This is a genomic window from Pseudomonas sp. S49 (assembly GCF_009866785.1).
GTDB lineage: Bacteria > Pseudomonadota > Gammaproteobacteria > Pseudomonadales > Pseudomonadaceae > Aquipseudomonas.
Map to the genome: position 1 here is coordinate 2,680,578 of NZ_CP019432.1, position 23,356 is coordinate 2,703,933.

Annotated in this window: 29 protein-coding genes; 18 read left to right on the top strand and 11 right to left on the bottom strand. The window is 57.5% G+C overall.

The annotated features are described in order from the left end of the window. Positions 1-9 precede the first annotated feature (9 nt). From PspS49_RS11920 to PspS49_RS11940, 5 genes are read right to left on the bottom strand one after another with little or no spacing between them, the layout of a single operon-like run. On the bottom strand, positions 10-654 hold the full coding sequence (locus PspS49_RS11920) for a tetratricopeptide repeat protein (protein ID WP_160039417.1): 645 nt from the start codon (positions 652-654) through the stop codon (positions 10-12). Then, on the bottom strand, positions 651-1,460 hold the full coding sequence (locus PspS49_RS11925; protein WP_160039419.1) for an SDR family oxidoreductase: 810 nt from the start codon (positions 1,458-1,460) through the stop codon (positions 651-653). Before PspS49_RS11925 ends, PspS49_RS11920 begins: the two co-directional genes overlap by 4 nt. Continuing rightward, entirely contained in the window at positions 1,447-2,121 is a 675-nt protein-coding gene (locus PspS49_RS11930; protein WP_160039421.1) for an iron-containing redox enzyme family protein, read from the bottom strand. Before PspS49_RS11930 ends, PspS49_RS11925 begins: the two co-directional genes overlap by 14 nt. Beyond that, complete coding sequence (locus PspS49_RS11935) at positions 2,118-3,599, bottom strand: AMP-binding protein (protein ID WP_160039423.1); 1,482 nt, start codon at positions 3,597-3,599, stop codon at positions 2,118-2,120. The genes PspS49_RS11930 and PspS49_RS11935 overlap by 4 nt, the downstream gene beginning before the upstream one ends. Then, positions 3,589-4,266, bottom strand: a complete 678-nt coding sequence (locus tag PspS49_RS11940; protein ID WP_160039425.1) for a thermostable hemolysin — start codon at positions 4,264-4,266, stop codon at positions 3,589-3,591. The genes PspS49_RS11935 and PspS49_RS11940 overlap by 11 nt, the downstream gene beginning before the upstream one ends. A 209-nt stretch (positions 4,267-4,475) precedes the next feature. Here PspS49_RS11940 and PspS49_RS11945 point away from each other — a divergent pair, with 209 nt between their 5' ends. The 12 genes from PspS49_RS11945 (at position 4,476) to PspS49_RS12000 (ending at position 13,824) form a co-directional block, all read left to right on the top strand. After that, entirely contained in the window at positions 4,476-5,024 is a 549-nt protein-coding gene (locus PspS49_RS11945; protein ID WP_007910700.1) for a cytochrome b, read from the top strand. A gap of 198 nt (positions 5,025-5,222) precedes the next feature. Then, entirely contained in the window at positions 5,223-6,116 is an 894-nt protein-coding gene (locus PspS49_RS11950) for a tetratricopeptide repeat protein (RefSeq protein WP_160039427.1), read from the top strand. A 125-nt stretch (positions 6,117-6,241) separates the two neighbouring features. Further along, positions 6,242-6,454, top strand: a complete 213-nt coding sequence (locus PspS49_RS11955; RefSeq protein WP_016982975.1) for a DUF4287 domain-containing protein — start codon at positions 6,242-6,244, stop codon at positions 6,452-6,454. Between the two features lie 13 nt (positions 6,455-6,467). Next, the gene (locus PspS49_RS11960) at positions 6,468-6,971 is read left to right on the top strand and encodes a GNAT family protein (RefSeq protein ID WP_160039429.1); all 504 of its coding nucleotides are present in this window, start codon (positions 6,468-6,470) and stop codon (positions 6,969-6,971) included. Next, the gene (dapF, locus tag PspS49_RS11965; RefSeq protein ID WP_160039431.1) at positions 6,952-7,770 is read left to right on the top strand and encodes a diaminopimelate epimerase; all 819 of its coding nucleotides are present in this window, start codon (positions 6,952-6,954) and stop codon (positions 7,768-7,770) included. The genes PspS49_RS11960 and dapF overlap by 20 nt, the downstream gene beginning before the upstream one ends. 573 nt (positions 7,771-8,343) lie before the next feature. Then, positions 8,344-8,706: a DUF6124 family protein gene (locus PspS49_RS11970; RefSeq protein ID WP_016982978.1), complete on the top strand. Its 363-nt coding sequence runs from the start codon at positions 8,344-8,346 to the stop codon at positions 8,704-8,706. Positions 8,707-8,875: 169 nt separating this feature from the next. Further along, positions 8,876-9,382: a hypothetical protein gene (locus tag PspS49_RS11975; protein ID WP_238786342.1), complete on the top strand. Its 507-nt coding sequence runs from the start codon at positions 8,876-8,878 to the stop codon at positions 9,380-9,382. A 392-nt stretch (positions 9,383-9,774) separates the two neighbouring features. After that, positions 9,775-10,137, top strand: coding sequence for a DUF6124 family protein (locus PspS49_RS11980; RefSeq protein ID WP_095111527.1), 363 nt, complete (start codon positions 9,775-9,777; stop codon positions 10,135-10,137). A gap of 136 nt (positions 10,138-10,273) precedes the next feature. Next, positions 10,274-11,815 carry a DUF2235 domain-containing protein gene (locus tag PspS49_RS11985; RefSeq protein ID WP_150751847.1) on the top strand — a complete coding sequence of 514 codons (1,542 nt, stop codon included), beginning with the start codon at positions 10,274-10,276 and terminating at the stop codon, positions 11,813-11,815. Then, on the top strand, positions 11,815-12,468 hold the full coding sequence (locus PspS49_RS11990) for a DUF2931 family protein (protein ID WP_160039435.1): 654 nt from the start codon (positions 11,815-11,817) through the stop codon (positions 12,466-12,468). The genes PspS49_RS11985 and PspS49_RS11990 overlap by 1 nt, the downstream gene beginning before the upstream one ends. A 32-nt stretch (positions 12,469-12,500) precedes the next feature. Beyond that, positions 12,501-13,157: a DUF2931 family protein gene (locus PspS49_RS11995; RefSeq protein WP_160042502.1), complete on the top strand. Its 657-nt coding sequence runs from the start codon at positions 12,501-12,503 to the stop codon at positions 13,155-13,157. Between the two features lie 10 nt (positions 13,158-13,167). Continuing rightward, a complete protein-coding gene (locus PspS49_RS12000) occupies positions 13,168-13,824 on the top strand; it encodes a DUF2931 family protein (RefSeq protein ID WP_160039437.1) in 657 nt (218 codons plus the stop codon). A gap of 88 nt (positions 13,825-13,912) precedes the next feature. Here PspS49_RS12000 and PspS49_RS12005 read toward each other — a convergent pair whose 3' ends face one another. The 4 genes from PspS49_RS12005 to PspS49_RS12020 form a co-directional block, all read right to left on the bottom strand. Next, the gene (locus tag PspS49_RS12005) at positions 13,913-14,836 is read right to left on the bottom strand and encodes a hypothetical protein (RefSeq protein ID WP_160039439.1); all 924 of its coding nucleotides are present in this window, start codon (positions 14,834-14,836) and stop codon (positions 13,913-13,915) included. Positions 14,837-14,927: 91 nt separating this feature from the next. Then, positions 14,928-16,067, bottom strand: a complete 1,140-nt coding sequence (locus PspS49_RS12010; RefSeq protein ID WP_160039441.1) for a DNA alkylation repair protein — start codon at positions 16,065-16,067, stop codon at positions 14,928-14,930. A 2-nt stretch (positions 16,068-16,069) separates the two neighbouring features. Next, positions 16,070-16,675 carry a glutathione S-transferase gene (locus PspS49_RS12015; RefSeq protein ID WP_150773927.1) on the bottom strand — a complete coding sequence of 202 codons (606 nt, stop codon included), beginning with the start codon at positions 16,673-16,675 and terminating at the stop codon, positions 16,070-16,072. Positions 16,676-16,736: 61 nt separating this feature from the next. Beyond that, complete coding sequence (locus PspS49_RS12020) at positions 16,737-17,645, bottom strand: MurR/RpiR family transcriptional regulator (protein ID WP_160039443.1); 909 nt, start codon at positions 17,643-17,645, stop codon at positions 16,737-16,739. 401 nt (positions 17,646-18,046) lie between these two features. Here PspS49_RS12020 and PspS49_RS12025 point away from each other — a divergent pair, with 401 nt between their 5' ends. The 3 genes from PspS49_RS12025 to PspS49_RS12035 all read left to right on the top strand — a co-directional run bounded on the left by PspS49_RS12025 (position 18,047) and on the right by PspS49_RS12035 (position 20,590). Continuing rightward, positions 18,047-18,451 (top strand): TraR/DksA family transcriptional regulator, encoded by a 405-nt coding sequence (locus tag PspS49_RS12025; RefSeq protein WP_003225981.1) that lies wholly within the window; start codon positions 18,047-18,049, stop codon positions 18,449-18,451. Positions 18,452-18,668: 217 nt separating this feature from the next. Further along, on the top strand, positions 18,669-20,273 hold the full coding sequence (locus PspS49_RS12030) for a methyl-accepting chemotaxis protein (protein ID WP_160039445.1): 1,605 nt from the start codon (positions 18,669-18,671) through the stop codon (positions 20,271-20,273). Between the two features lie 113 nt (positions 20,274-20,386). Beyond that, complete coding sequence (locus PspS49_RS12035; RefSeq protein ID WP_150693537.1) at positions 20,387-20,590, top strand: hypothetical protein; 204 nt, start codon at positions 20,387-20,389, stop codon at positions 20,588-20,590. Positions 20,591-20,597: 7 nt separating this feature from the next. On the opposite strand, the gene PspS49_RS12040 is transcribed toward PspS49_RS12035, so the two are convergent. Beyond that, the gene (locus PspS49_RS12040) at positions 20,598-20,834 is read right to left on the bottom strand and encodes a DUF2789 family protein (protein WP_160039447.1); all 237 of its coding nucleotides are present in this window, start codon (positions 20,832-20,834) and stop codon (positions 20,598-20,600) included. 48 nt (positions 20,835-20,882) lie between these two features. Next, the gene (locus tag PspS49_RS12045) at positions 20,883-21,134 is read right to left on the bottom strand and encodes a hypothetical protein (RefSeq protein ID WP_160039449.1); all 252 of its coding nucleotides are present in this window, start codon (positions 21,132-21,134) and stop codon (positions 20,883-20,885) included. 422 nt (positions 21,135-21,556) lie between these two features. Between PspS49_RS12045 and PspS49_RS12050 the strand changes: the two genes are divergently transcribed. The 3 genes from PspS49_RS12050 (at position 21,557) to PspS49_RS12060 (ending at position 23,344) form a co-directional block, all read left to right on the top strand. After that, entirely contained in the window at positions 21,557-22,006 is a 450-nt protein-coding gene (locus PspS49_RS12050) for a hypothetical protein (protein ID WP_174245057.1), read from the top strand. Continuing rightward, entirely contained in the window at positions 22,003-22,200 is a 198-nt protein-coding gene (locus PspS49_RS12055) for a hypothetical protein (protein WP_150693539.1), read from the top strand. Before PspS49_RS12050 ends, PspS49_RS12055 begins: the two co-directional genes overlap by 4 nt. A 127-nt stretch (positions 22,201-22,327) precedes the next feature. Continuing rightward, the gene (locus PspS49_RS12060) at positions 22,328-23,344 is read left to right on the top strand and encodes an ABC transporter substrate-binding protein (protein ID WP_137217311.1); all 1,017 of its coding nucleotides are present in this window, start codon (positions 22,328-22,330) and stop codon (positions 23,342-23,344) included. Positions 23,345-23,356: the final 12 nt, after the last annotated feature.

Below are 23,356 nucleotides of genomic sequence, written 5' to 3' on the forward strand. Positions count from 1 at the left end.
GGACTCCTGTCAGTCGAGTTTCTTGTTCACGTCCACCAGCAGGGCGGCGATGTCTTTGCGGCGCCCGGCATCGGCACTTTCGCGGCCCGGGCGCGGCGCGGCTTGCTGGGCTTTGAGCAGCGCAGCTTTGGCTTCAGCGTAGCGCTTCTGACGGTAGAGGTGATCGCCCCAGAAGTACAGGCTGTCGATGCCGTTGGGGTTGAGTTGCAAGGCTTGCTTGAGCAGTTGCTCGGCCTTGTCGCTGTCGCCGAAACCGATGGGCCAGCCGGGCACGCGGTCATACAGCGCGGCGAGGCTGGTGTAGGCCGAGCCTTGCAGGGCTTTGGGGTCGAGGGTCAGGGATTTTTCCAGATCGGCCTTGGCATCCTTGGCTTTGCCCAAGGCACCGAGGCCGCCCTCGGCACCGGCCCAACTGCTGGTGACGATGCCTTTCCAGATCCACGCTTCGGCCACCGCCGGGCGTTGCGTAGTGAACGTGTTGGCCTCGTTGGCCAATTGTTCGAATGCGGCGGCACGCTGTTTTTCCGCCACTTCATATTGGATGTGCGCCCAACTCTGCTGGATGCCCTCAAGACGTTTCTGGTCTGCCGGTTCCAACGCCCAGACGCTTTGACTCAGGGCGGCGAGCAACAGGCATGCGGATAGTTTTTTCATGGCTTTGGCGACTCGTTGTCAGGTTGTTCACTGAGGCGGCGGATCAGCGGCAACTGCTTGCGCAGGCCTCGATCCACCAGATGCGGGAGCAGATTGTTCAGGCGAACGAAGAAGCGTTCCGGCCAGCCCAGGTAAAGGTCGCGGCGATCACCGGCAATCGCGTGGATCACCGCCGAAGCCACGGTTTGCGGATCGTCGACGTTGGCCTTGAGCGCGTCGTTCAACGCTTGTGCGGCGGCGCTGTTCATCGAGGTGCGCGTGGCCCGGGGCGCGACATACAGCACGCTGACGCGGGTGTCGGCGAGCTCCCGGCGCAGCGCTTCGGAAAACCCGCGCAAAGCGAATTTGCTCGCGCAGTAACTGGCGTAACCGGGGTAGCCGATCGAGCCGTAGGTCGAACCGACGTTGACCACCATCGCGCTGTCGGCCTGCTTGAGCAGCGGCAACAGCAGTTTGGTCAGGCACATCGGCGCACTGATGTTCACCGCCAGCATCGCGTTGATGTCGCTGTCATCCAGCTGTTCGAGCATGGCGAAGTGATTGACCCCGGCGGCATTGATCAACAGGTTGACGCCACCGATGGCTTCGGCGGCGACCAGCACTTTACGGCGGTCGCTGAGGAAGGTCAGGTCGGCGGCCACCCAGCACAACGACTCGGGGTAGCGCTTGAGCAACGGCAGCAGTGCCTCCTGATGCCGCGCCACCGCGAGCACGTGGGCACCGGCGGCGCACAAGGTTTCGGCGATGGCCAGGCCGATGCCGCCACTGGCACCGGTCAGCACCACCCGCGCATCACACAGCTGCATGTTGAGCCTCCGCGTCACGCGGCAAGCCACGGAACATGTCGGTGTACAGGCGATAGACGACTTTCGAGGCATGGATCACGGCGGCTTGATCGGCAGGATCTTCCAGCTGATTCATCAGCCGCCGATAGGTCTGCATGTGCTCGATATCGAGCGAACCGTGGGAGCTCAGGTAACTGAACGCCGTTTCCGGCAACGCCAGGCGCTCGCGAATGCTGCCCGCCGCGTGGGTAGCCAAAGCGATGCTGGTGCCTTCGAGCACGTTGACCATGCCGAACAGACCCACTGGATTGCCACGGGCGATCAGGTCGTAAAGGAAGCTGACCATCAACTCGATCGACAACGACGGCTGGCCGTCGCGCACCGCATCACGATCACCGCCACACGCGGCGATGTCGTTGAGCACCCAGTGCTCGTGGCCGTATTCGTCTTCGATGTACTCGGCCACCGCTTTGCGCAGCCATTCCAGACGCGACGGCAGGCGTGCACCGCAAGCCATCATCAGCGGCACGGTGTGGCGCACGTGGTAATACGCTTGCGCGAGAAATGCCCGATAGCTGTCGAGGCTGACCGTGCCTTGCAGGGCATCGACGATGATCGGCAGGTTGAACAGTGCGTGGCGTTCCTGTTGCGTGGCTTCTTGCAGGGTGTCAAAAAAACTCATGATGCGGACTCCTCGGAAACAGCGGATTCGGTCAATTGGCCGTGGTACTGCGCGACGATGGCGTCGCGGCGCGGGCGGCCATTGGCGGTGAGCAAGCCATTGGCGGCAGTGAAGGGTTGCGGCAGGCGCGTCCACTGATGCACTTGGGCGTAATCGGGCAAAGCCTCGTTGGCTTCAGCGACAGCAGCGACCAGTTCGGAGTCGGTGCAGTCCGGGCGATGCGGCCAGAGCAGGGCGTGATTGCGCGGCAAAGCCTCGCCGTAAACGAACGCCTGAGCGATATGGCGGCGCTGTGTCAGCTCGGACTCGACCCATTCCGGGTTGACGTTGCGCCCGAAACTGGTGACGAACTGGTGCTTCTTGCGGCCCTTGAGATAGAGAAAACCTTCCGGGTCGAACTCGCCCAGATCGCCGCTCGGCCACCACTCATCAGCGTACGGCGCGTCGCCCAGATAACCGAGCAGCGTCGAGCCCTTGATCAGCACTTCGCCGTCCTCGGCCAGCCGCACTTCGACATGCGGCAACGGTCGGCCGACGCTGCCGTGGCGGCGTGCGCCGGGGCGATTGAGGCACACCACCGAAGCGCATTCGGACAAGCCGTAACCTTCATAAACCGGCAGCCCGACCCGTTGCGCGCGGTGCAGCAGATCCTCCGAGACCCGCGCACCGCCGACAGCGGCAAAGCACAGGGTTTGCGGGTCGAAGGCTTTCTGTTCGGCGGCGCTGACCAGCAACAGCAGCAACTGCGGCACCAGGATCAGACTCTCCGGTGCACGGCTGGCCAGATAACCGAGCAGACGCGGAATCTCGACGTCGCTAGCGCCCTGAATGCCGAGGGTTTTCTGGCTCGGCAAACTCAACATGGCGCCGGCATACAGCGCGGCGTAACAGCCGAGGTTCTCCAGCAGAATCGCCAACGGCAACAGCGCCAGATGATGCTGCGGGCCGGTCGCTTCGCTGGCCTGATCCAGCTCCCGTGCCACCCGCAGCAGGCTGTCGGCGCTCAGGCATACTCCTTTCGGCGTGCCCGTGGTGCCGGACGTGAAGGTGAGTTTCGCGGTGCCGGCCGGCATGCGACTGGGGCCACTGAACGCGCGGCACCAGAACTCGCCACGTTGTTCATAGCCAGCCGCGAGCAGTTCGGCGCCCAGTTCCGGCTCGGCGATCACCCGTTCGGCCTGGCTTTGTTGCAGGCAATGAGCTCGTTGTGCCGCACTGAAAAACGGCGGCAGCGTCACGCAGGTCAGGCCTTCGAACAGCACAGCCAGATCCCAGAGCATCGCGTCGACGCCGTTGTCCAACGCCAGCGCAATCACCTGCGCCTGCTCATCGCGCAGGCGCTCTTGGCGATAGAGCACCTCGGCGTACAGGGTGGCGTAATCGAGTTTCAGCGTGTCGCCCCACAGGGCCGTCGCATTGTCATTGCGCCGGGCATGGTCGCGCAGGGTTTCCTGGAAGCGTTGAAGTTCAAGCGACATGACAGGCTCCTTCAATCGAACCCGGTAATCCCAGGCGGGCAAACAGGCCGATATTGCGCAAATGGACGAACCCGGCGCGGATGTTGCCGACGTGCACCCAAGGTTTACTTTCGTAATAACTGCCCCAGTGTTGACGCTCGTCACCCAATCGATCCGGATCGGCGGCGCACAATGTCACTGGCTTCAGACCCAGGCGATGGAAGCTGTTGACCAGCCCGATGTTGCCGGTGAACGTCACCCATTCCAGGCCGCCCATGGCCAGCAGGTAGGTGATGGCGATGATGCTCAGGCGCGCGCTGCCGGTGTCGCTGGCGGCGAGGTTGCCGACTTCGACGATGGCGCTGCGCTCGACCGGACGATCTGCCGCCGCGCTGATCAACGGCTCGATCGGCTCATCCAGATAGCGCTCAAGGAACAGTGATTCCAGATGCGCGCGACGCACCCCGGCCACGGCGCACAACTCGCCATCGCCGTTGTGCATGCCGAACAGCTCGGGCATGAAATGGCGGATGTCGGCGCCGTGGGCCTTGCGAAAGCGTTGCTGAATAAAGCTTTCAAACGTCGCTCGCAGAGTGTCGTCGGGCAGCGCGCCGGTCAGTGTCATCTGCGGTGTTTCGGCTTGACCGAAGCGCAGGGGCAGGGCGATGTTCCAGTCAAATTCGGGCATGGGCAGAACGCCTCCCTCAATAGGTTTGAGGCGAGTATCGGAGGCATTTCTTAACGAAGTCTGAAGGTGAAAAAAGGTTAACGTGAGGGTCTGTCTTCAGACTCTCTTAAGACTGGGCGGGCAGGGTAACGCCGTCGGTTCGCCCAACAACCGGAGCGAGGCGGTCGAACGAATCGGCCGTCACTCACGACAATCACGAGGCGCAGCTTATGACCCGCGACACCGCCGTAACCCGTTATGGAAAACTCTCAATCACCCTGCACTGGCTGATGCTGGCGCTGTTTGTCGGCGTCTACGCATGCGTCGAAATCAAGGGCTACCTGCCCAAGGGCAGCGAAGCACGCGGCTTGCTGATGGGCTTCCACGGCCTGTTCGGCGCGAGCATCTTCGCCCTGGTGTGGATCCGCCTGCTCGGCCGCCTCAGCCCACGCCCGCCGATCACCCCCAAGCCACCGGCGTGGCAGACCGGCATCGCGCACCTGACACACCTGGCGCTGTATGGGCTGATGATCGCCACGCCGATCCTCGCCTGGCTGATGCTCGCCGCCGCCGACAAACCGTTCCCGTACTTCGGCTTCCACGTCCCGGCCCCCGTGGCCATCGACCCGGACTTCGCCAAGCAACTGAAGTACTGGCATGAACTGATTGGCAGCACCGGTTACTGGCTGATCGGGCTGCACGCGCTGGCGGGGTTGTTCCACCATTATTGGGTGCGGGATAACACCCTCGTGCGGATGCTGCCGGGCCGCACCGAATAACCCTGATCGACTACAACCTCTGTGGGAACGAGCCTGCTCGCGAAAGCGGTGTGTCAGCCTATGATGATGTCGGCTGACACGACCCCTTCGCGAGCAGGCTCGCTCCCACAGTTTTTTGTGGTGTTTTCGAGTAACCGACACTTCAGGTTTTGCGCCTGCCTGCCGATGAAATCTGCACGATTTCAACGGATGCCATTCATGAACAAGGTTGTTGCTGTACTGGCGCTTACTGCCCTCGTTGCAGGCTGCAAATCCCACCATCGCCCCAATCTTGCGGACGATGAATTCCCCAGCTTTCGTTGTGCGGCGTACTTCAAGCAAGCGTCGATCAGTGAGCAGCAGTTCGACGAGATCCGCTATCTCAGCACCCAGAACGCCAACTGCAAGGTGATCCTTGGTGAGATGTACGAGCAGGGACATGGCGTGCCGAAAAACATCGAGAAGGCCAAAGACATCTATGAGTCGGTGGCCCGAAACGCGCCGAATGTCTACAGCCGCCTGGGCGATATGGCGGCAGCCGGTGTCGGCGGGCCGGTCGATCTGGTGGCTGCCCGGGACTTTTATGAGCGCTCTATCGCGGAACCCGGCAATACCGCAATGGAGCTCAAAGTCGCCGAGTTTCTGGAGAACGGCAAAGGCGGCCCGCAAGACCTTCAGGGGGCGCTGAAGCTGTATTTCAAAGCCGACTCATGGGACAACCTCCAACGCCTGCACACCAAGGGCGTGGTGATGACGATCGAACAACAACAGCAGTACAACAAGGTTTATCTCAATAGGATGCAGTACGGCGTCAGGGAGAAGATTGAAGGTATCGAGAAAGCGCTGGCGCAAGAAAAGCTGTCGACCCCCGAGCGCAAGTCGGTGCAGCTGGAACTGATTTACACCCCCGGCTCGTTGGTGCCAGTGATTGCCTTGCGGCAAAGTTGCGGTAACAGTGCCATCGACCAAAAAGTCATGCAGGGCTTTAGCGATTACCGATACCCCGGCGAACCGATCCTTTCGCCGCAGCAGAAAAACCACACGACTGTCGCCAGCATCAGGACCGATGGGCTGACCGATAGAGAGCGACTCAGAGCGCTATCGAAAAAATAAGGGGTGCCGTGTGGCTCGAACTGATCGGCGGGCCACTTGCCGGAACAGCGTCTCGCGTCCACTCTATGACCTGCCGACAAGGAGCGTCCGCCGACCCTCCGTCGTGACCACAGGGAGCTTGCAGCATGAGCGAAGACAACAAGGTAAAAGGCCCGGCGTCATACTTTCCCTCCATCGAGAAAAAATACGGCCAGCCCATCGATCACTGGCTGAACCTGCTCGCCGGCATCACCGACAAGAAACACATGGAACTGGTGGCGTGGCTCAAGGAAGAACACGGCATGGGCCACGGTCATGCCAACGCCTTGGTTGCGCATCATCTGGCGGGTAAAAAGTGAGGGCAGGGCAGCGATGAATTTCACCCACCGGCCCGTGACGGCCGACGACGTCAACACCCTCTGCAGCTTTCCCCAGGGCGAACAAGAGCTGTTCTTCATGTTCCCGAAAGCCAACTTCCCGCTGACGGAAGAGCAGATGCACAGCGCAATCAGCCAACGCTTCGACTCCACGGCTTTTCTGGCCAACGGCGAGTTCGTTGGCTTCGCCAATTTCTACCGGGCTGAGCACGATGGCATTTGCTGCATTGGCAACGTCATCGTCGCACCATATGCCCGTGGCCAGGGGGTTGCGCGATACATCGTCGAGACCATGACCGCAGTGGGTTTCGAGAAGTACCAGGCCAAGGAAGTGCAACTGTCCTGCTTCAATGAAAACACCGCAGGCCTGCTGCTCTACCCAAAACTCGGCTTCGTGCCGTTCTCCATCGAAGAACGCCCGGCACCGGGTGGCAAACGTTCAGCGCTGATCAACATGACGCGGATCAGAGGCGCAGCGAATGCCACTCACCTTCCATAAGATGCACGCCAACGGCGATGACTTCGTCGTGATCGACTCACGCAACATCAGCAACCCCGTCACCAGCCAACTCGCCCGGCGCCTGGGCGATCGTCATCGTGGCATCGGTTTCAACCAACTCGCCGTGGTCCTTGATTGCGCAGACGCCGATGCGCGCGTGGAGTTCTGGAACGCCGATGGCTCAGCGCTCGACGTGTGCGGCAGCGCCACCCGTGGCGTGGCGGACAGGTTGATGCGCGAAGCCAGCCAAACATCGATCACCCTGCGCACAAACCGTGGCTTGCTCACCTGCGAACGCACGACCGCCGGATTGATCGCCGTCGACATGGGCGAACCGTTGTTCGACTGGCAAGACATCCCTCTGGCGCAAGAACACGAAACGCTTTTTCTACCGCTCGCCGGCGCTCCAACCGCGTGCAACATGGGCAATCCGCACTGCACCTATTTCGTCGATGACCTCAGCTCCATCGATATCGCCGCCCTCGGCCCGAGCCTAGAAATCCACCCATTGTTTCCACACAAAACCAACGTCCACTTCGTGCAGATCATCGACCGCCAAAACATCCGCCTGCGCATCTGGGAACGCAACGGCGCCATCCCGCTCGGCTCCGGCTCATGCTCGTGTGGCGCGGCCGTCAACGGCATCCGCCGAGGCCTGCTCGACCACACCGTCAACGTCGAATGCGACGGCGGCCCCGTCACCGTCCACTGGAGCGGCAGCGGCCCCGTCACCCTGAGCGGCCCGGTAGAACCCACTTTCTCCGGCACCCTCCCAGACACCCAACTCGACCTCAAGTGACCACGATCCCCCTGTAGGAGTGAGCCTGCTCGCGATAACGCCAGCCCAGCCACCGCAAATCCCAACCCAACCACAAACCCCTGTGGGAGCTAGCCTGCTAGCGAAGGCTCCAGCCCAGTCACCGCAAATCCCAAACCCACCACAAATCCCCTGTGGGAGCGAGCCTGCTAGCGAAGTCGCCCACCCAGTCACCCCATCAACCACTGACCGAAATAAACAGTAAAACCACCACTGTTTAAACGAAGCCTCAAGTAACCACCGAAACCCTACAACGCCTTGCGCCGTTACCTACGACTAAGCCAGAATCCGCCGGCTTGTGCGTCTAGGTCGCGGGTTCTATCGTCTGTCGGTCGCTGAAAAACAGTGATCGGGTTTGGTAGCCCTGAGTTTTCGTAGATTGCATAAGCATCATGATTCGCAGTGTCTGTTCGACACGGCTTTATGGTGGTCATGCACAGGGCGTCTTCGGGCGCGCCGGTTTTCTACGTCCCGGTCTACCAACCTGCGCATGGCCGCCACCCTCGTTTGGTAGCGAGAGTGATGGCTCCTTTTTTTGACGTAGGAGCTTCATCAATGATCAAACCAACACCCAACCCACCAGAAACCGACCCCACATCCCCCTACGAATCCCCCGATTCCAAACGCTTCCACGAAGCCGCCGAACGCGCCCTCGACCACTACCTCAAACCCGCCAGCCAAATCATGGCCAGCACCCAACAACCCGAACGCATGTACCTCGCCAACCCCAAGTACAACAGCGAATCCCTGCTCGCCAACGCCAGCGAAACCCTCGGCTCCGCCAGCGAAATGCTCCTCAACTTCGCCGCCATGCTCGACACCCCGCACCGCAAAACCGCACTGGGCATCGCCCAAGTCGTGATGCTCGGCGAAATCGCCGTCAACCAAGCGCTGGATAACGTCGAGATCGCCAGCTAGATGTGAACGATCTCTGTAGCGATTATCTGTTTCTTCGCTACAGAGATCTATGTTCAGGAGTCGCTTTAAATAGACATGTGTCACATCGCTTGTAATGGCCTAAGTTGACGCGATAGCGTTGGCATCCATCTCTCGACCGAGCGGTTCTCCAATGGCGTTACACGAATGCATGCACACATTTGAAGAGCTAGCCCAAACGGTTCTGCCCGGCCATATGAGCAGAATGAAAAGCTCTCTTGAAACTCCGCGAGAGATGAAGGACTTTTCAGTGCCCGGTGTTGGCGTTAAATCGTTGCTGAAGCAGTTCAAACTGGCGCACGATTTTTCGGGCTGCTACGTGTTGATCGACAACGGCGTGCCTATCTATGTCGGTATTTCAAGAAGCGTGATCAGTCGGCTTCGTCAGCACGTCTTCGGTAAAACACACTTCGACGCTAGCCTGGCTTTTCGAATTGCGATGGCGAAACATCCAGATCAAACGATTTCCAAGCTGACGCGCGCGAAGGCAATGGGTGATCCTCTATTCGGTACATCATTCGCAGAGGCTCAGTCCTATCTCAGGTCACTCCAGGTGGCAGCGATAGATATTGAGAATCCGCTTGTGCTTTACGTTTTCGAACCCTACTGCGCGCTGGATCTTGATACTCACCAGTGGAATTCGTTTGAGACCCATTGATTCGGAATTCTCTGCATCTCAACTGACCTGTTAAACAGACGATCTACATGTTTGTTTAATAGGTGTCTCTAGTTGCTGGCTACGCCCTACAACTCCTTGCGCCATCGCCTACGACTAAGCCAGAATCCGCCGGCTTGTGCGTCTGGCACTCCCTCCGTACCTTGATTCCCGTCACTGCTCATCAGTGATCGGGTCTGCAAGCCCGCCGGAAAAACCAGTCGCACAGCCAGCCAAAAGGACACTCGTTCGTGTCCGCTCAATGGCAGCTTTGTGCGGGAGACCTTCGGGTCTGCCGGGTGCCTGGTTTCCCGGTCTTGCAGACCCGCGCATAGCTGCCACCCATCATCTGCAAGTGATGCTGGTATCTCCTAATGAAAACCAGGAGCACAACCATGATCAAACCAACACCCAACCCACCCGAAACCGACCCCACATCCCCCTACGAATCCCCCGACTCCAAGCGATTCCACGAAGCCGCCGAACGCGCCCTCGACCACTACCTCAAACCCGCCAGCCAAATCATGGCCAGCACCCAACAACCCGAACGCATGTACCTCGCCAACCCCAAGTACAACAGCGAATCCCTGCTCGCCAACGCCAGCGAAACCCTCGGCTCCGCCAGCGAAATGCTCCTCAACTTCGCCGCCATGCTCGACACCTCCCACCGCAAAACTGCACTGGGCATCGCCCAAGTCGTGATGCTCGGCGAAATCGCCGTCAACCAAGCGCTGGATAACGTCGAAATCGCCAGCTAACCCCCACCCCGACGAGGGGAAACCCTCGTCGAACCCCGCTGTCACACCCCGGCTGGCACACGGCCACGGCTTGCGCCCCCCAGCCTCGGCTGTCACCCTTCGGGCCGTTCTCAAGGATCAGAACCAGGAAACATGGATGAGTGGCTACGTACCCAACCCCCCGAAAAATTATCGTTACGAAGAAGCCAAACCCGTCGATATTCACGCCCAGCGTTGGGCGGAATATGAGAAACACGGGAAAGAACCTGCGCGCGAACCTGAGAAAATCGGGATCGCGTTGAGAATTGGGGTGTTCTTTGATGGCACTGGGAATAATGCGAATAACACGGCGGCGGGATTGCTGTGTGGGGCGCAGCATCCGATTGCGCCTCAGGATATTCCTGCGAGTTGCCAGCCTTACATGAGTGATCCCGACAGCAGCTATGGCGCGGGACTCACCAATGTTAAAAAACTAAGTGAGCTCTATGACGCCCCAGAGGGGGCCGAAGGTGAAGGGCTCCGAAAGCAAGCTTTTCGTATGATTTATGTCGATGGAATTGGCACCAGCGCTGGTAAGAAAGACAGCTCCCTCGGAGGTGGCACCGGACGAGGTGATACTGGAGTTGCAGGTAGAGTTCAGTCTTCGTTTGCATCGATTAAATTGCGTATCAAAGAGCTCTTGGACGATAACCCAGGTAGTGAGGTGACTTCGCTGACCTTCGACACATTTGGATTCAGCCGTGGTGCAGCTGCCGCTCGACACTTTTCCAATGAGGTGGTGCGGGGCAAGCAAGGCCCCTTAGGTGAAGTCCTGCGAAGCAATTCTGAAGCGTTCAGCAAGACCTTCAATGAGCAATACAATGGCGACATCAGAATGGGCTTTATCGGGCTATTCGATACAGTTCCGTCGATTGCTGGTTGGTCCAATTTCGGCAACGTGAAAAGTCCTGTTGCAACGGGCATCAAACTTTACCTGGACCGGCGTTTTTTTACCGACGTCGTTCACTTGGTCGCGCGGGATGAATGCCGAGGTAACTTCGCTCTGAGCCGTGTAAAGCCCGCTCATCTGGAGATTACGTTGCCAGGTGTTCACTCTGATATCGGAGGTAGTTACCTCGATGAAGCGGAGGAGTGCGTGCTTGTCAGTCCTATGCAGGCACTAGAAGTCCCTCTCCAAACTGATGTGCTCACCACTTCGATTTACCGCGACGCGGTGATCGTAAGAAATCAGTGGATAGCGAATGGCTGGCCTTCTGAGATGCTGGAAATCGTAACGCCGCCTGCGCTTCAAATGCCGAACAGTCCGCAAGATCGGATGAGCCCGCGTGTCAAACACGTCTACGCTGCTGTACAGCTCAAGCGTCCGGTTAGTGGCCTGTTGTCGAGAGTTTATCTGCGGGTGATGCACAAACTGGCGAAAGATAAAGGCGTTCGTTTCAACGATATTTCAGACACGCCTGATCTGGCACTGCCATCAGAACTTCAGGCTATGTGTGATCGATTTGTCGCTGGTGACTACAGCATTACGCTAGACGAGGAGCGAATGCTCAAACTCAAGTACATTCACACTTCCGCAAACTGGAACCATCCACTGGGCAGGAGAGATGGAAGCGGTGTGAGAGCGGTGTACATCAACGCCCCCACACCTGACGGCATACGCGTACAACATCCTCACGTACCCGATTGGACGCTTTTTTGATGAAATTTCTTGTAAGCCTGCTTTGTGCAATCCTCATGACCGGCTGTCACGCCGATCCGCTGTCCACAAAAAATGATCCTAGGTCTCCATGGTGGGAGCTCGCGTTCACCGAGCCTCATTACATGAAGGTTTGGGTCGAGGACACCGCAGTAGAAGACATCAAGGGGGAGACCTTCTTGCGCACTGGCGGAGGATCCGCCTCAGGCGGTCAACCGGAAGACGGCACTGACTCTGCCCGTGGTTGGCACGGCGTGGGAAGCACAGGAAAAGCGGTTGTTGGTGCTGATCTTCCCAAACGTATCTATGTCCGCTGGCAATCCATTATTGAACCGCAAACGTATAAGGTCTGGGTGGACATTCCAGAGCAAGCCAGACAACTTATGCTTGAGTCTGTCAACCAGCGCTGTGCAAAAACTCCTGAACAGGAAGGGCGTTATAACGCATCTATCTACTTGGGCCTGGCTCCCGGTGGTGTCGTGCAAGTCTGGGTCAGGGACTCATGCCACCATCCTGTCAAAGTCGCCAGAGCACAAGCGGAGATCGAACCGCTAGGGCCTAGTCAAGGCAAGAACCAAGGGCGCTATGCGTATCCCGTCAGCGAAAAGTCAAAACGTTACATCGAGAAATTCGGCATTCCGTACGGAAGTTGGTAGTCGCGGGAACTGAATAGTTGAGCTCTTTGGCAATGAGAATGTTCGTAACCCTCTTGGCCGTTTTGATCTTCACCGGTTGTCACGTCACAAGCTCCAACTCGGGGGAAAACGATCCCAAATACCCTTGGTGGGAGCTGGCGTTTATCAAGCCCAATTTCATGAACGTGTGGGTTGAAGACAGCTCTGTGGAAGACATTGACGGTAAAACCTTTTTGAGAGCCGGAGGAGGGAACGCCAGCGGTGCAGAGCCAAATGACGACATAGAATCTGCGCGCGGTTGGATTGGTGTTGGTGGCACAGGCAAACCGGTTATTGGAGTGGGTATGCCCAAGCGGATCTTTGTCCGCTGGCAATCGATACCAGAGCAAAAAACCTACTGGGCATGGGTAGATATCCCTGAAGAAGCCAGGCAAATGATGGTGGCATCTACCCATCAGCGCTGCCCGGAAACTCCCGAGAAAACAGCACGCTTCATGGCCTCCGTCTATTTGGGACTCGCCCCGGGTGGTGTGGTGCAAGTGTGGGTAAGAGATTTATGCCGGCGCCCAGTGAAAGTCGCTCGTGCCCAGGCCGAGTTGGAGCCGCTGGGACCCGAGTTGGGTAAGAATGGTGGTCAGTATGCTTATCCCTTGAGTGAGAAGGCGAAGCGGTATATCGACAAGTACGGCATTCCCTATGGGAGTTGGTAATCGTCACCCGATGAAACAACTGATAACGATGCTTGTTGCTTTGTTGATTACCGGTTGCCAGTCAACTGATCCGCTGTCCACAAAAAATGATCCTAGGTCTCCATGGTGGGAACTTGCGTTCACCGAGCCTAATTACATGAAGGTTTGGGTAGAGGACACCGCAGTGGAAGACATCAACGGCAAGCTATTCAAACGCACAGGATCAGGAACAGCCGCAGGTGGGGAGCCTGAAGACGGTAAAGAATCCGCTCGTGGCTGGCACGCAGTAGGTGGTGCGGCAAAAGCAGTGATTGGTGCTGATCTTCCCAAGCGTATTTATGTGCGCTGGCAGTCAATTGTCGAACCACAGACTTATCAGGTTTGGGTTGATTTGCCCGAAGAGGCGAGGGACGTGATGAGGCAGTCGGTTTATCAGCGGTGCCCGGAGACTCCCAAGCAGCAGGCAAGCTATAGCGCCTCGATTTATTTGGGCTTGGCTCCGGGAGGAGTAGTGCAGGTTTTTGTCCGAGACTCTTGTCACCGCCCTGTCAAAGTGGCCAGAGCCCAAGCCGAGATCGCGCCGTTGGGGCCCAGTCAGGGACAGAATCAAGGGCGTTACGCGTATCCTATAACTAAAAATTCGAAGCGCTATCTACAGCAATACGGTATTCCTTATGGAAGCTGGTAAGGTAGCCTCCATAAAATTATTCACGCTGATATGAGGGTTGTTGAATGGGTAATATCTATGGTGACAGTGGACTGTTTTTTTCTTCTAACTAGCCAGAATTAGTGGGTGGTTTATCGTTTGCAAGTGCCGACATCACAGATTCCAGGGTGGCGTTTGCAGTCTCTGGTGTGTATTTGGCTGAAATATATGGGAAATATGACCCGTTAGATCGTAGCAGAAGTATTATTAGCTTTCCTTTTTTAGCTATGACGTTGAAGTCGAGGTCTGAGAAAGCTTTTAAGCTGTCGATATAGTTAAAGACGGTTTCTCTCATGAAGCTGTCTAGTTGTGAGGTGTTGTGTGTTTTAGTTGGTTCTGAATGAAAGTTGGGTTGATTGGTGTTTTTACTTTTCAGTTTGGTTTCTGGAGTTTCTGGGGTCTCTAGGGTTTCTAGTTGTGATGTCATAAGGTCGGTTGTTAAATCGGTCGCTTTACTTTCTTTGTCAATAATCTCGGATGTAATCGTTTCAGTATTTTTGGAGCCCTCAGTAGCTGCAGCTATCTCTTGCTGAAGACTGGATATCAGTTCTTTTAATCTTGAGTTTTCGGACGTTTTTGAGTCAATTTCTGACTCGAATTTTAGCTGGCTTTCAAGTGCCTCCCTTCGTATTTTTCGAGCTTGTTCTTTTGATAGAGGGCTTTCATCATCAATCGACTGTTGTATTTCTTTTAGCCGTCTTTGGTTGGTTTTGACATGCTTGTAAATGGCTTCTGCAGGTATCGGGTAAATAAAAATAAGGAAGAGGCTTGTGAGTAAAGGTAGTAAACCGCCGTAAATTATTTTGCTACTGAGACTGGGGAAGATGTTCAGGTCAATGTAGGTCAGCTTTTCGTGGCTTGAAATGCTCGAAAAAATTACTAGCAAAAATTTATAATTCCAGCCGCACCATGACACAATGAAAGAGCTTAATAGGGGGCTGCTGACTCTTTCATAAAGCTGCGCCTTTATAGTTGTTGTGAGGTCTTCGATCAAAGCTGGTTCTCCATTTTGTACTTTTTATTTGTATTTTTGCAGATTTAGATCTGCTGTTTGAATACATGTATTTTTAATCGGGGCAGCGTGATCAGAACTGTGGCATCCGATCTAATTTTGAGGTTGATACGGCGACGATATCGAAAGCGGTGCTAGCCAACCAGTCTCCGTTAGCCATTATCTTCAATTTATGCAGCCCAACATGATGCCTACGCGTCGTAAAGTCCCTAATCACCTGCCGCCTTCCCACAACCACACTCCCAAACCCCGCCAAAACCACCGTCTTCAACTTAAAAACCTTCCCCGAAACCCCGCCATTCGCTTTCACATAGTCAATCGCATAATCAATCACCAAGCGCTGCTCATGCGCCACCGTCGACTTCACCACAAACGACAACGTAATCGCTTCCCCCAACCTAACCACCGCCGGCTCAACCCGCACATCCAGCAACTCAACCTCAGCCTTCGCCCCGGCACCAATCACCGTCAGCGCGCGCAAATCCCCCTGCTTGATCAAACTCCGCAACGCATGCTTGGCAATCCACGCCGTGTGCTTGTTCTCCAACGACCAACCTTCAATCGTGTCCAGCACCCACTCCGGATGCACCTTCGTCACATCATTCAAATGATTCGCCACGGACTTGCGTACATACAAACTCTCATCCGCCTTCAACCGATCCAGTATCCCGGCGGCCAACTGCGGATCGGCCTGAACCGCGTCCAACCGAAACGACCAAGGCAGGCGAGGGCGGCTGCCTTCGCTGGCCAGGCGTCGAACGTGGTGGTTTTCGTCTCGGGTCCAGTCGTGCATCAATTCCAGTGAGCGCTCGAGGTCGCTGCGCAGAAAGTGGCGGATGGCGAATTCGGAGGAGCCGAAGGTGGTGAAGTACTTCAGGGCGTCCATCGAGGTGTCGAACGCGTGCCCGCCGTAGCTCGCGACGTAATGCGGCAAACACATGCTGACGAATCCGCTGTTCAGCCTTGGTGCGAGTTCGAAAAGCACTTCTAGGGAATCTTGGTAATCCAGCGGCAACACGGCGTGCAGGCTTTCGCTGACACGCGCCATGCGTTGCATCACTGATAATTCAGCGAGTCCGTCTTGGGCGTGCTTGAGAAACGCCTTGGCCTTGAATGCCGGGTACACGGCGCTCATTTCGCGGGCGATGTGCTGCAAGCGCTCGGCGTTGAAGATTTCCTTTAATGCCGGGGCGGCGGTGTCGGTGGTGCTCATGGTCAGGTCATCGGGGTGCTGACGAACGCTTCGAGGGTTTCAGCGTAGGCGGTGTATTGGGCTATGTGTGGGTAGCGGCGGGTGTCGATCTGGTCGGGGACGACGAGGTCGGTGAAGCTCCAGGCGACGGCGAGGCTGATGCCGGCCTGGGTGAGGGTGCCGTCGGTGGGCAGGCCGGTTTTTTCCAGTTCTTGCTCGAGGGCGGTGAACGCGGCGGCGAGTTGGCCTTCGACGCGTTCGACCCACGGCTGGTATTGAATGTCGGCCGGGCGCAGGTTGCGTTCGTAATAAAGCTGCACGGCTTTTTCGCAAGCGGCGAGGCTCAGGCCGATCAGGCGCAGGGCTTGGGCGCGTTGTTTCAGGTCGGTTGGCAGCAGGCTTTTGCCGGAGCTGGCTTCGAGGTAGTCGAGGATGAGGGTCGAGTCCATCAGGACCACGCCGTCGTCGAGGATCAGTGTGGGGGCTTTGACCACCGGGTTGATCTGCTGGAAGTGCTCGAAGTGGCGGAACACCGAGACCGACTCGTGTTCGAGGTCGATGCCAAGGCGTTTGGCGGAGATCGCCACGCGGCGTACGTAAGGGGAGTCCAGCATGCCGATCAGTTTCATGACGCGTTCCTTCAAGTCAAACCGGTGGGAAGGCATAACCTAGCTGACGTTGAGGCAATTGTCAGTCGTCGAAGCCGGGTTGTTCGTGAATCTCATCGACATTCAGTTCCAGCCGATACGCCACCGCCACAAACAAGGCCTGGCACAAACACAGCGTCGCACTCAGCGAGCGGAAGGCGAGGGCGCTGCCTTCGTTGACCAGCAATACGCTGTTGGCGAGTTTCGCCAGTGGTGAGAGTTGGCTGTCGGTAAGGATCAGGGTGTTGGCCTGCTGCTGTCGAGCGAAGCGCAGGCAGTGTTGGGTTTCTTTGGCGTAGGGCACGAAGCTGATGGCGATGACCAGATCGTTGGCGCGCACGCTGCGCATCTGCTCGCGATAACTGCCGCCGAGCCCGGACACCAGATGAATTTTTTTCTGAGTGTGTTGCAAGTTGTAAACGAGGTAGTCGGCGACGGCGAAGGAGCGGCGCACGCCGACGACATAAATGTTGTCGGCGTTGACGATCAGGTCGACGGCTTTTTCGAACGCGGCGTCGTCGAGTTCGCGGCCCAGGCGTTCGATGCCGGAGCGCGTGGCGTCGATGCATTCGCGGGCGAGGTCGCCGGCGCTGGCTGGCTGCGACTGGTTGGCGATCATGCTGCGGATGCGTTGCTGGTAGTTTTGCACCGGCGAGGCTTTGTGCGTGTAGGCGCTGCGGAACAGCGCCTGCATTTCGCTGAAGCCGCTGAAACCGAAGCGTTGCGAGAAGCGCACGATGGCGGACGGGTGGACCTCGCACTCGCGGGCGATGTCGCTGATGCGGTCGACCATGATCCGGTCGCTCTGCTGGCTGATGTAGCTGGCGATGCGTTTGAGCTGGCGCGGCAGGGCGTCGTATTCGTCGGTGATCAGTTGCAGCAGGCGCTCGGCATTGATCGGAGGGCTGGCGAGTGAAACCTCGTCGGAGACCGGCAGATCGGGGCGGGGCATAGGTCATCCTTCAGGCTGGTTGATCACACGGTGGGCCTGATAGTAGGGGGGCTTTTGCAGGTCTGCTTTGCTGAAACGATGCAGTGCGTGGTAAAAAATCGCGTCTGAACGCTGCGCGGTTAGCCGTTTGTCTTCTATATACAGCCGCTCGACTGAATTTCTTGCTATAAACGCACTCCGATGGCCGTGTAAACGCTGTGTCAGAGCAGTTTCCCGGCGTTGTCGGACAAATTCCCTGTATTTACAGTTGCTGAGGCCTCATTCGGGCCTTAGACTGCCGCCCCTCGTAAATTGAGTGCCGGGTGGCATTTGCAATAAACGATGCCTTTTCGCCGACCGCACGCGGTTCGCCGAAACGCTCCCTAATTCGCCTTAATGCACGTTTTTTTATAGAGATATCAATGACAAAGGACAAGTTGCTGGCCATGCCGGCAGATGACTACATGAATGCCGAGCAGCACGCTTTCTTCACTGAGCTGTTGCAGAACATGAAAGTCGAAACCCACGAGCGCATTGAGCAAAACCGTATCGCCATCGAAAGCCTGGACACCCCGGCTGACCCGGCGGACGCGGCTTCGGTTGAAGAAGAGCGCACTTGGCTGGTGAACGCGATCGATCGCGACCAGCGCATGCTGCCGCAACTGGAACAAGCCCTTGAGCGCATCAAGGAAGACAGCTTTGGCTGGTGCGATGACAGCGGCGAGGCCATTGGCCTGAAACGCCTGCTGATCAGCCCGACCACCAAATACTGCATCGAAGCTCAAGAGCGTCACGAGCAGATCGACAAGCACCAGCGTCAGGCCTGATTTTTCCGGCGCTGTGATCGCGGGCAAGTCCGCCCCACTAGGTTCAACACCGAACCTGTGGGAGCCGGGCTTGCCCGCGAAGCTTTTTATCGTCCGCAATATTTCCGCGCGATTCCATTGACCTGCCACAGACCCCACGACTAACGGACCATGGATAATGGCGTTGTAGTGGCGTTTAATGCAGTTACAACAATGAGAACAAGCGTGGGGTGTTGATATGACGAGAGATGGATCTCTGGTTGGGGCTTTGCCTGCACCAGTGCTTTTGCCGAAAAACCGCTGGATCGCGCCGACCCTGCAAAGCATCGCCCTGATGCTGTTGCTGGCCGGCATGTCCCTGGCCGGATGGTCGCTGTACATTGGCATGCCGCTGGCGGTGCTGATTGTCTGGCTACCGCGCCTGCGCTCTCGCGCCATCCCCGATACCCAGCCTGCCGACAGCGGCAGCGCCATGTCCGAACTGACCCGCGACCTTTCCTACACCACCAGCCATAACGCTCTGTCGGCGGCGGGCGTGGCGTTTTCGGTCAAGGAACTGGCGAGCAAACTCGAATCGCAACTCGATGCGGCAGCGCAGATCGTCAGCAACGCTGAGGTGATGATCGCGACCGAACATGCGACTTCGCAGCTCAGCCGTACGGCGCTTGAGGCGGCCAGTCAGGCGCATCACAGCAGCGCAGCGGGGCGCACGGAACTGGTGGATTCGATCGCGCGCATGCATCAACTCAGTCAGCGCGCGAATGCCAGCCGTGAATTGATCGAAGCCTTGAGTGTGCGCAGCGATGATATTCAGCGTGTGACGCTGGTGATTCAGTCGATTGCCAGCCAGACCAATCTGCTCGCATTGAACGCGGCGATCGAAGCGGCGCGGGCCGGTGAGCATGGTCGCGGTTTTGCGGTGGTGGCGGACGAAGTGCGCGGGTTGGCGGCACGCACGGCGTCGGCAACCGGTGAAGTGGGTGAGATGGTCGCCGACATTCAACAACGCACGGCACAGGTCGTGGAGCAGATTCGCGAGTTGTCGAGTGATCTGCAGATCGGTGTCGAGCAGGTCGAGCACACTGGCCAGCATCTGGAGAACATCGCGCGACTGGCCGCCGGGGTGGAAACCCAGGTCGGTGAAATCGCCCAAGGCGCGGAAACCAATCGCGAACAACTCGACAGCCTGTTCAAGGCTATCGAGCAGATGCGCAGCGACCTGGCGATCAGTGATCAACAGACTCGCCGTCTCGCTGCAGCCGCCGTGCAAATGGAAGGGCAGGCGGAAACCATCAGCGAGCGTCTGGCCGAAGTCGGGCTGGATGACTATCACCAGCGTATCTACGATCTGGCGCGTGAGGGGGCGAGCCAGATTGCTGCGCGGTTCGAGGCGGATGTCGAGCAGGGCCGAATCAGCCTTGAAGACTTGTTCGACCGCCAGTATCAGCCGATCCCGAATACGCAACCGGCGAAGTTTCAAACCCGTTTCGACCGTTACACCGATCAGGTGCTGCCGGCGATTCAGGAGCCCTTGTTGCCGCGTCACGAGGGGTTGGTGTTCGCCATCGCCTGTACGCAGCAGGGTTATGTGCCGACGCACAATCAGCTGTTCAGTCAGCCGTTGACTGGCGATGCGCAGGTCGATGCGGTGAACAACCGCACCAAGCGCAAGTTTGCCGACCGCACCGGTATTCGCTGCGGCAGCCATCAACAACCGGTGTTGTTGCAGACTTACACCCGCGACACCGGTGAGCTGATGCATGATCTGTCGGTGCCGATCATGATCAAGGGCCGGCACTGGGGTGGATTGCGTCTGGGCTATAAACCGGAAAGTCCGCGCTGAGGGATTGTTACTTCCGGTGCAATGAATCTGTGCACGGAGCTTGCTGTTTCCGCCCGCAAGAAACCATTAACCTGCCCGCTTAGTTAGGTAGCTAATGATTTCGGGAGGGCTGCATGCAGTGCAGAGTTGATGTCGCCGTGATGATCGGCAGTGGCGTGCCTGCCGGATTGCGCGCAATGGGTCGGAGCGTCTGCTGGGTGGTGTTGCTCAATGGCGAGCGTCGCGGCACGGCGTTTGCCAGCCGCGACGAGGCCGAGGAGTGCAAGGCTGCGTGGCTCGCACAGTTGCACGTCGAGCCATGTGACAGCCTTCACTGATCCGGGATTACTTGCCGCGATGCAGGCGCACATTCAGTTCATCGACCATCACCGCTTCTTCACCGTCGGCCGTCAACCATTCCTTGAGCAATTGCGCCTGTTGCGGCGACCAGAAGTCGGCGCCGATCAGTTTGGTCTCGGGGGCCAGTGGATGCGCTTCGATGAAATCGTCGATTGCTGTGCCTTCTGAAGGCAACCCCAGTTGATCGAACAGGGTTTTCAGATCGTATGCTGGCAGTTCCATCGTGTACTCCTTCGGTGGGCGCCGGTACGGCGCGGTCGATCACTCTCTTTATCTGAGGCAGCCATTCGCCAGGAGTTCGATCTTCGATTCAAGTGAGCGGGCGAGGGCGCAGGCTTCGTTGTGATCTTCGCGGAAACCTCTTACACGGCCGGTCGATGTTTCCTTTATGTGGAAGAAGGCGTTGCCGGCCGGTACGACTTGAAAGCGTGGGCAATGGTCGTTCATATCAGTGGCACGCAGGATCAGCGGTGATTCGATCCGGGCGTCTGTGGTCATGGCAAAGTGAGTCCGAGTGCACATATGAAGTCCTTTTCATCAGTTGGCCGATGTTTACAGGCCGTTTCGGGTAGTCGGAATGAGCATCGCTGCTCTAGAATCGCCAGTACCTGTTGACGACAGGGCTTATCTAAAGCAATTTTTCGCCAGCGATATGTCGGAAAAGTGCTTTTTTTCGTGAGAATTTTCCCTAAAGTTCGTAGTCAGACAGCTCTTGCCAGCGGTGAGGATTTTTCCTTCAAGCTTTGGCGAAAAAGGGATGAGTTTCGCGAGTGACAATCCAGTAGTCTTACGGACCTCGCGCTGAATCAGCACTCTGCTCGATTCGGGTTTTTATTTGAGTCATCTGGTAGTTACATCGGCCTGGCTTTTTTTTGCCGTGCGCGTTTTCCGTGTGCGGTTTTTTCAGATGTGGGGATGTTTCTTTGGCAGTCAGTAATCTCGATATGCATGCTTTGTTCGTGTTGGGTGATTTGCGTGCAAAGCTGGTCAAGCTGTTCCAGTCGCGTTTTGTTTACATCACCGAGCAGAACGCCGAAGGCATTTACGTGGCTGAGATCGACACTGAAAGCGCTTTGGTGGTCGATGACAAACCGGGGCTCAAGCTCAAGGTCGGCGATCATTTCAGTGCATCGGTCTTGCCCAGCCGCGAAGGCGGCAAGATGGATATCCGCTTTCGCGAAATCAAACTCACGGTGTATGGACTGGGCGATTACGCCTTTGTCGACACTGCCGACGGGCACGCGATCCTGTTCAAGGAAGGTCACAGCGTGGTGACCGTGTTTGCGGCCAATCAGCAGTTGCAGGAAGGCCTGACCAAGACCCTCAAAGCCGTTACCGCCAAAGCCGCCAAGTGGCGCAAGGGTGAGCTAGTGACGTTCAAGGCCAGCGAGTGAGCCGCTCGGATTTTCATTCGCAGAACCTCGACACGGCGCGCGAGGAGGCTCGGCGTTTGTTTACCGCCAAGGCCGAGTTGCAGGGCGCCTGGCTGAACTGGGTGGCTGCGCAGATTTATCAATTGCGTCCCGCGGAATACGCCAGCATGGTCAGACGCGAGCTGCAAAGCCTGCAGGAAAAGTCTGATTCATAACCTCGTCCGCAGCATGACCCGGAAAAAGCAGGAACCTCGGCTACAGTCAGTTGACTGAGTATTCAGAGGCTTGCGGTCTTCTGTCAGGCCAACCTGCCATTGCTGTGAACAGCACGAGGTGCAATGCATGAACGGATTTCGACGGTTATTGGCCGCCAGCGTGGCCACGTTCGGTTTGCTGACATCAGCGCAATCGGTGACGGCCGCCCAGGCGCCGATCCACTTTGCTGACCTGAACTGGGAAAGCGGCAGCCTGATTACCGATGTACTGCGGATCATCGTCGAGAAGGGTTACGGACTGCCGACCGATACGTTGCCTGGCACCACCATCACGCTGGAAACCGCACTGGCCAACAATGACATCCAGGTCATTGGCGAAGAATGGGCCGGGCGCAGTCCGGTATGGGTCAAGGCCGAAGCCGAAGGCAAAGTCGTCAGCCTGGGCGATACGGTCAAGGGCGCGACCGAGGGTTGGTGGGTGCCGGAGTACGTGATCAAGGGCGACCCGGCCAAGGGCATCAAGCCGCTGGCGCCGGACTTGCGCAGTGTCAGTGACCTTAAAAAGTACAAGGATGTGTTCAAGGATCCGGAGAACCCGAGCAAGGGACGGTTCCTCAACAGTCCGATCGGCTGGACCTCGGAAGTGGTCAACAAGCAGAAGTTGACCGCTTATGGTCTGCAGGACGATTACACCAACTTCCGCAGTGGCTCGGGCGCGGCGCTGGATGCCGAGATCAGCTCATCGATTCGTCGCGGCAAGCCGGTGCTGTTTTACTACTGGTCACCGACTCCGCTGCTGGGCAAATTCAAACTGGTGCAACTGGAAGAGCCGCCGTTTGACGCCGAAGCGTGGAAGACCCTGACTGACGCCGATAATCCCAATCCGAAACCCACTCGGTCACTGGCCTCGAAGCTATCGATCGGTGTGTCTACGCCGTTTCAGAAGCAGTATCCGCAGATTGCCGAGTTCTTCAGCAAAGTGGATTTTCCGATCGAACCGTTGAACAAGGCATTGGCCGAGATGAGCGAGAAGCACACGGCGCCGCGTGATGCGGCGGTGGCGTTCATGAAGGCCCACCCGGATGTGTGGCAGGCCTGGTTGCCGAAGGATGTGGCGGAGAAGGTTGCGGCTGATTTGAAATAGAGGCTGATGCGG

Bases quoted from the DNA above. Each gene is read 5' to 3' on its own strand.
- PspS49_RS12030 (WP_160039445.1), top strand. From the start codon at position 18,669: ATGACGAGAGATGGATCTCTGGTTGGGGCTTTGCCTGCACCAGTGCTT.
- PspS49_RS11955 (WP_016982975.1), top strand. From the start codon at position 6,242: ATGAGCGAAGACAACAAGGTAAAAGGCCCGGCGTCATACTTTCCCTCC.
- PspS49_RS11960 (WP_160039429.1), top strand. From the start codon at position 6,468: ATGAATTTCACCCACCGGCCCGTGACGGCCGACGACGTCAACACCCTC.
- PspS49_RS11970 (WP_016982978.1), top strand. From the start codon at position 8,344: ATGATCAAACCAACACCCAACCCACCAGAAACCGACCCCACATCCCCC.
- PspS49_RS11995 (WP_160042502.1), top strand. From the start codon at position 12,501: ATGAGAATGTTCGTAACCCTCTTGGCCGTTTTGATCTTCACCGGTTGT.
- PspS49_RS12020 (WP_160039443.1), bottom strand. From the start codon at position 17,645: ATGCCCCGCCCCGATCTGCCGGTCTCCGACGAGGTTTCACTCGCCAGC.
- PspS49_RS12025 (WP_003225981.1), top strand. From the start codon at position 18,047: ATGACAAAGGACAAGTTGCTGGCCATGCCGGCAGATGACTACATGAAT.
- PspS49_RS11925 (WP_160039419.1), bottom strand. From the start codon at position 1,460: ATGCAGCTGTGTGATGCGCGGGTGGTGCTGACCGGTGCCAGTGGCGGC.
- PspS49_RS12050 (WP_174245057.1), top strand. From the start codon at position 21,557: ATGCATGCTTTGTTCGTGTTGGGTGATTTGCGTGCAAAGCTGGTCAAG.
- PspS49_RS12060 (WP_137217311.1), top strand. From the start codon at position 22,328: ATGAACGGATTTCGACGGTTATTGGCCGCCAGCGTGGCCACGTTCGGT.
- PspS49_RS11990 (WP_160039435.1), top strand. From the start codon at position 11,815: ATGAAATTTCTTGTAAGCCTGCTTTGTGCAATCCTCATGACCGGCTGT.
- dapF (WP_160039431.1), top strand. From the start codon at position 6,952: ATGCCACTCACCTTCCATAAGATGCACGCCAACGGCGATGACTTCGTC.
- PspS49_RS11980 (WP_095111527.1), top strand. From the start codon at position 9,775: ATGATCAAACCAACACCCAACCCACCCGAAACCGACCCCACATCCCCC.
- PspS49_RS11930 (WP_160039421.1), bottom strand. From the start codon at position 2,121: ATGAGTTTTTTTGACACCCTGCAAGAAGCCACGCAACAGGAACGCCAC.
- PspS49_RS12010 (WP_160039441.1), bottom strand. From the start codon at position 16,067: ATGAGCACCACCGACACCGCCGCCCCGGCATTAAAGGAAATCTTCAAC.
- PspS49_RS12040 (WP_160039447.1), bottom strand. From the start codon at position 20,834: ATGGAACTGCCAGCATACGATCTGAAAACCCTGTTCGATCAACTGGGG.
- PspS49_RS12045 (WP_160039449.1), bottom strand. From the start codon at position 21,134: ATGTGCACTCGGACTCACTTTGCCATGACCACAGACGCCCGGATCGAA.
- PspS49_RS12015 (WP_150773927.1), bottom strand. From the start codon at position 16,675: ATGAAACTGATCGGCATGCTGGACTCCCCTTACGTACGCCGCGTGGCG.
- PspS49_RS11935 (WP_160039423.1), bottom strand. From the start codon at position 3,599: ATGTCGCTTGAACTTCAACGCTTCCAGGAAACCCTGCGCGACCATGCC.
- PspS49_RS11950 (WP_160039427.1), top strand. From the start codon at position 5,223: ATGAACAAGGTTGTTGCTGTACTGGCGCTTACTGCCCTCGTTGCAGGC.
- PspS49_RS11940 (WP_160039425.1), bottom strand. From the start codon at position 4,266: ATGCCCGAATTTGACTGGAACATCGCCCTGCCCCTGCGCTTCGGTCAA.
- PspS49_RS11975 (WP_238786342.1), top strand. From the start codon at position 8,876: ATGCACACATTTGAAGAGCTAGCCCAAACGGTTCTGCCCGGCCATATG.
- PspS49_RS11920 (WP_160039417.1), bottom strand. From the start codon at position 654: ATGAAAAAACTATCCGCATGCCTGTTGCTCGCCGCCCTGAGTCAAAGC.
- PspS49_RS11985 (WP_150751847.1), top strand. From the start codon at position 10,274: ATGAGTGGCTACGTACCCAACCCCCCGAAAAATTATCGTTACGAAGAA.
- PspS49_RS12035 (WP_150693537.1), top strand. From the start codon at position 20,387: ATGCAGTGCAGAGTTGATGTCGCCGTGATGATCGGCAGTGGCGTGCCT.
- PspS49_RS11945 (WP_007910700.1), top strand. From the start codon at position 4,476: ATGACCCGCGACACCGCCGTAACCCGTTATGGAAAACTCTCAATCACC.
- PspS49_RS12000 (WP_160039437.1), top strand. From the start codon at position 13,168: ATGAAACAACTGATAACGATGCTTGTTGCTTTGTTGATTACCGGTTGC.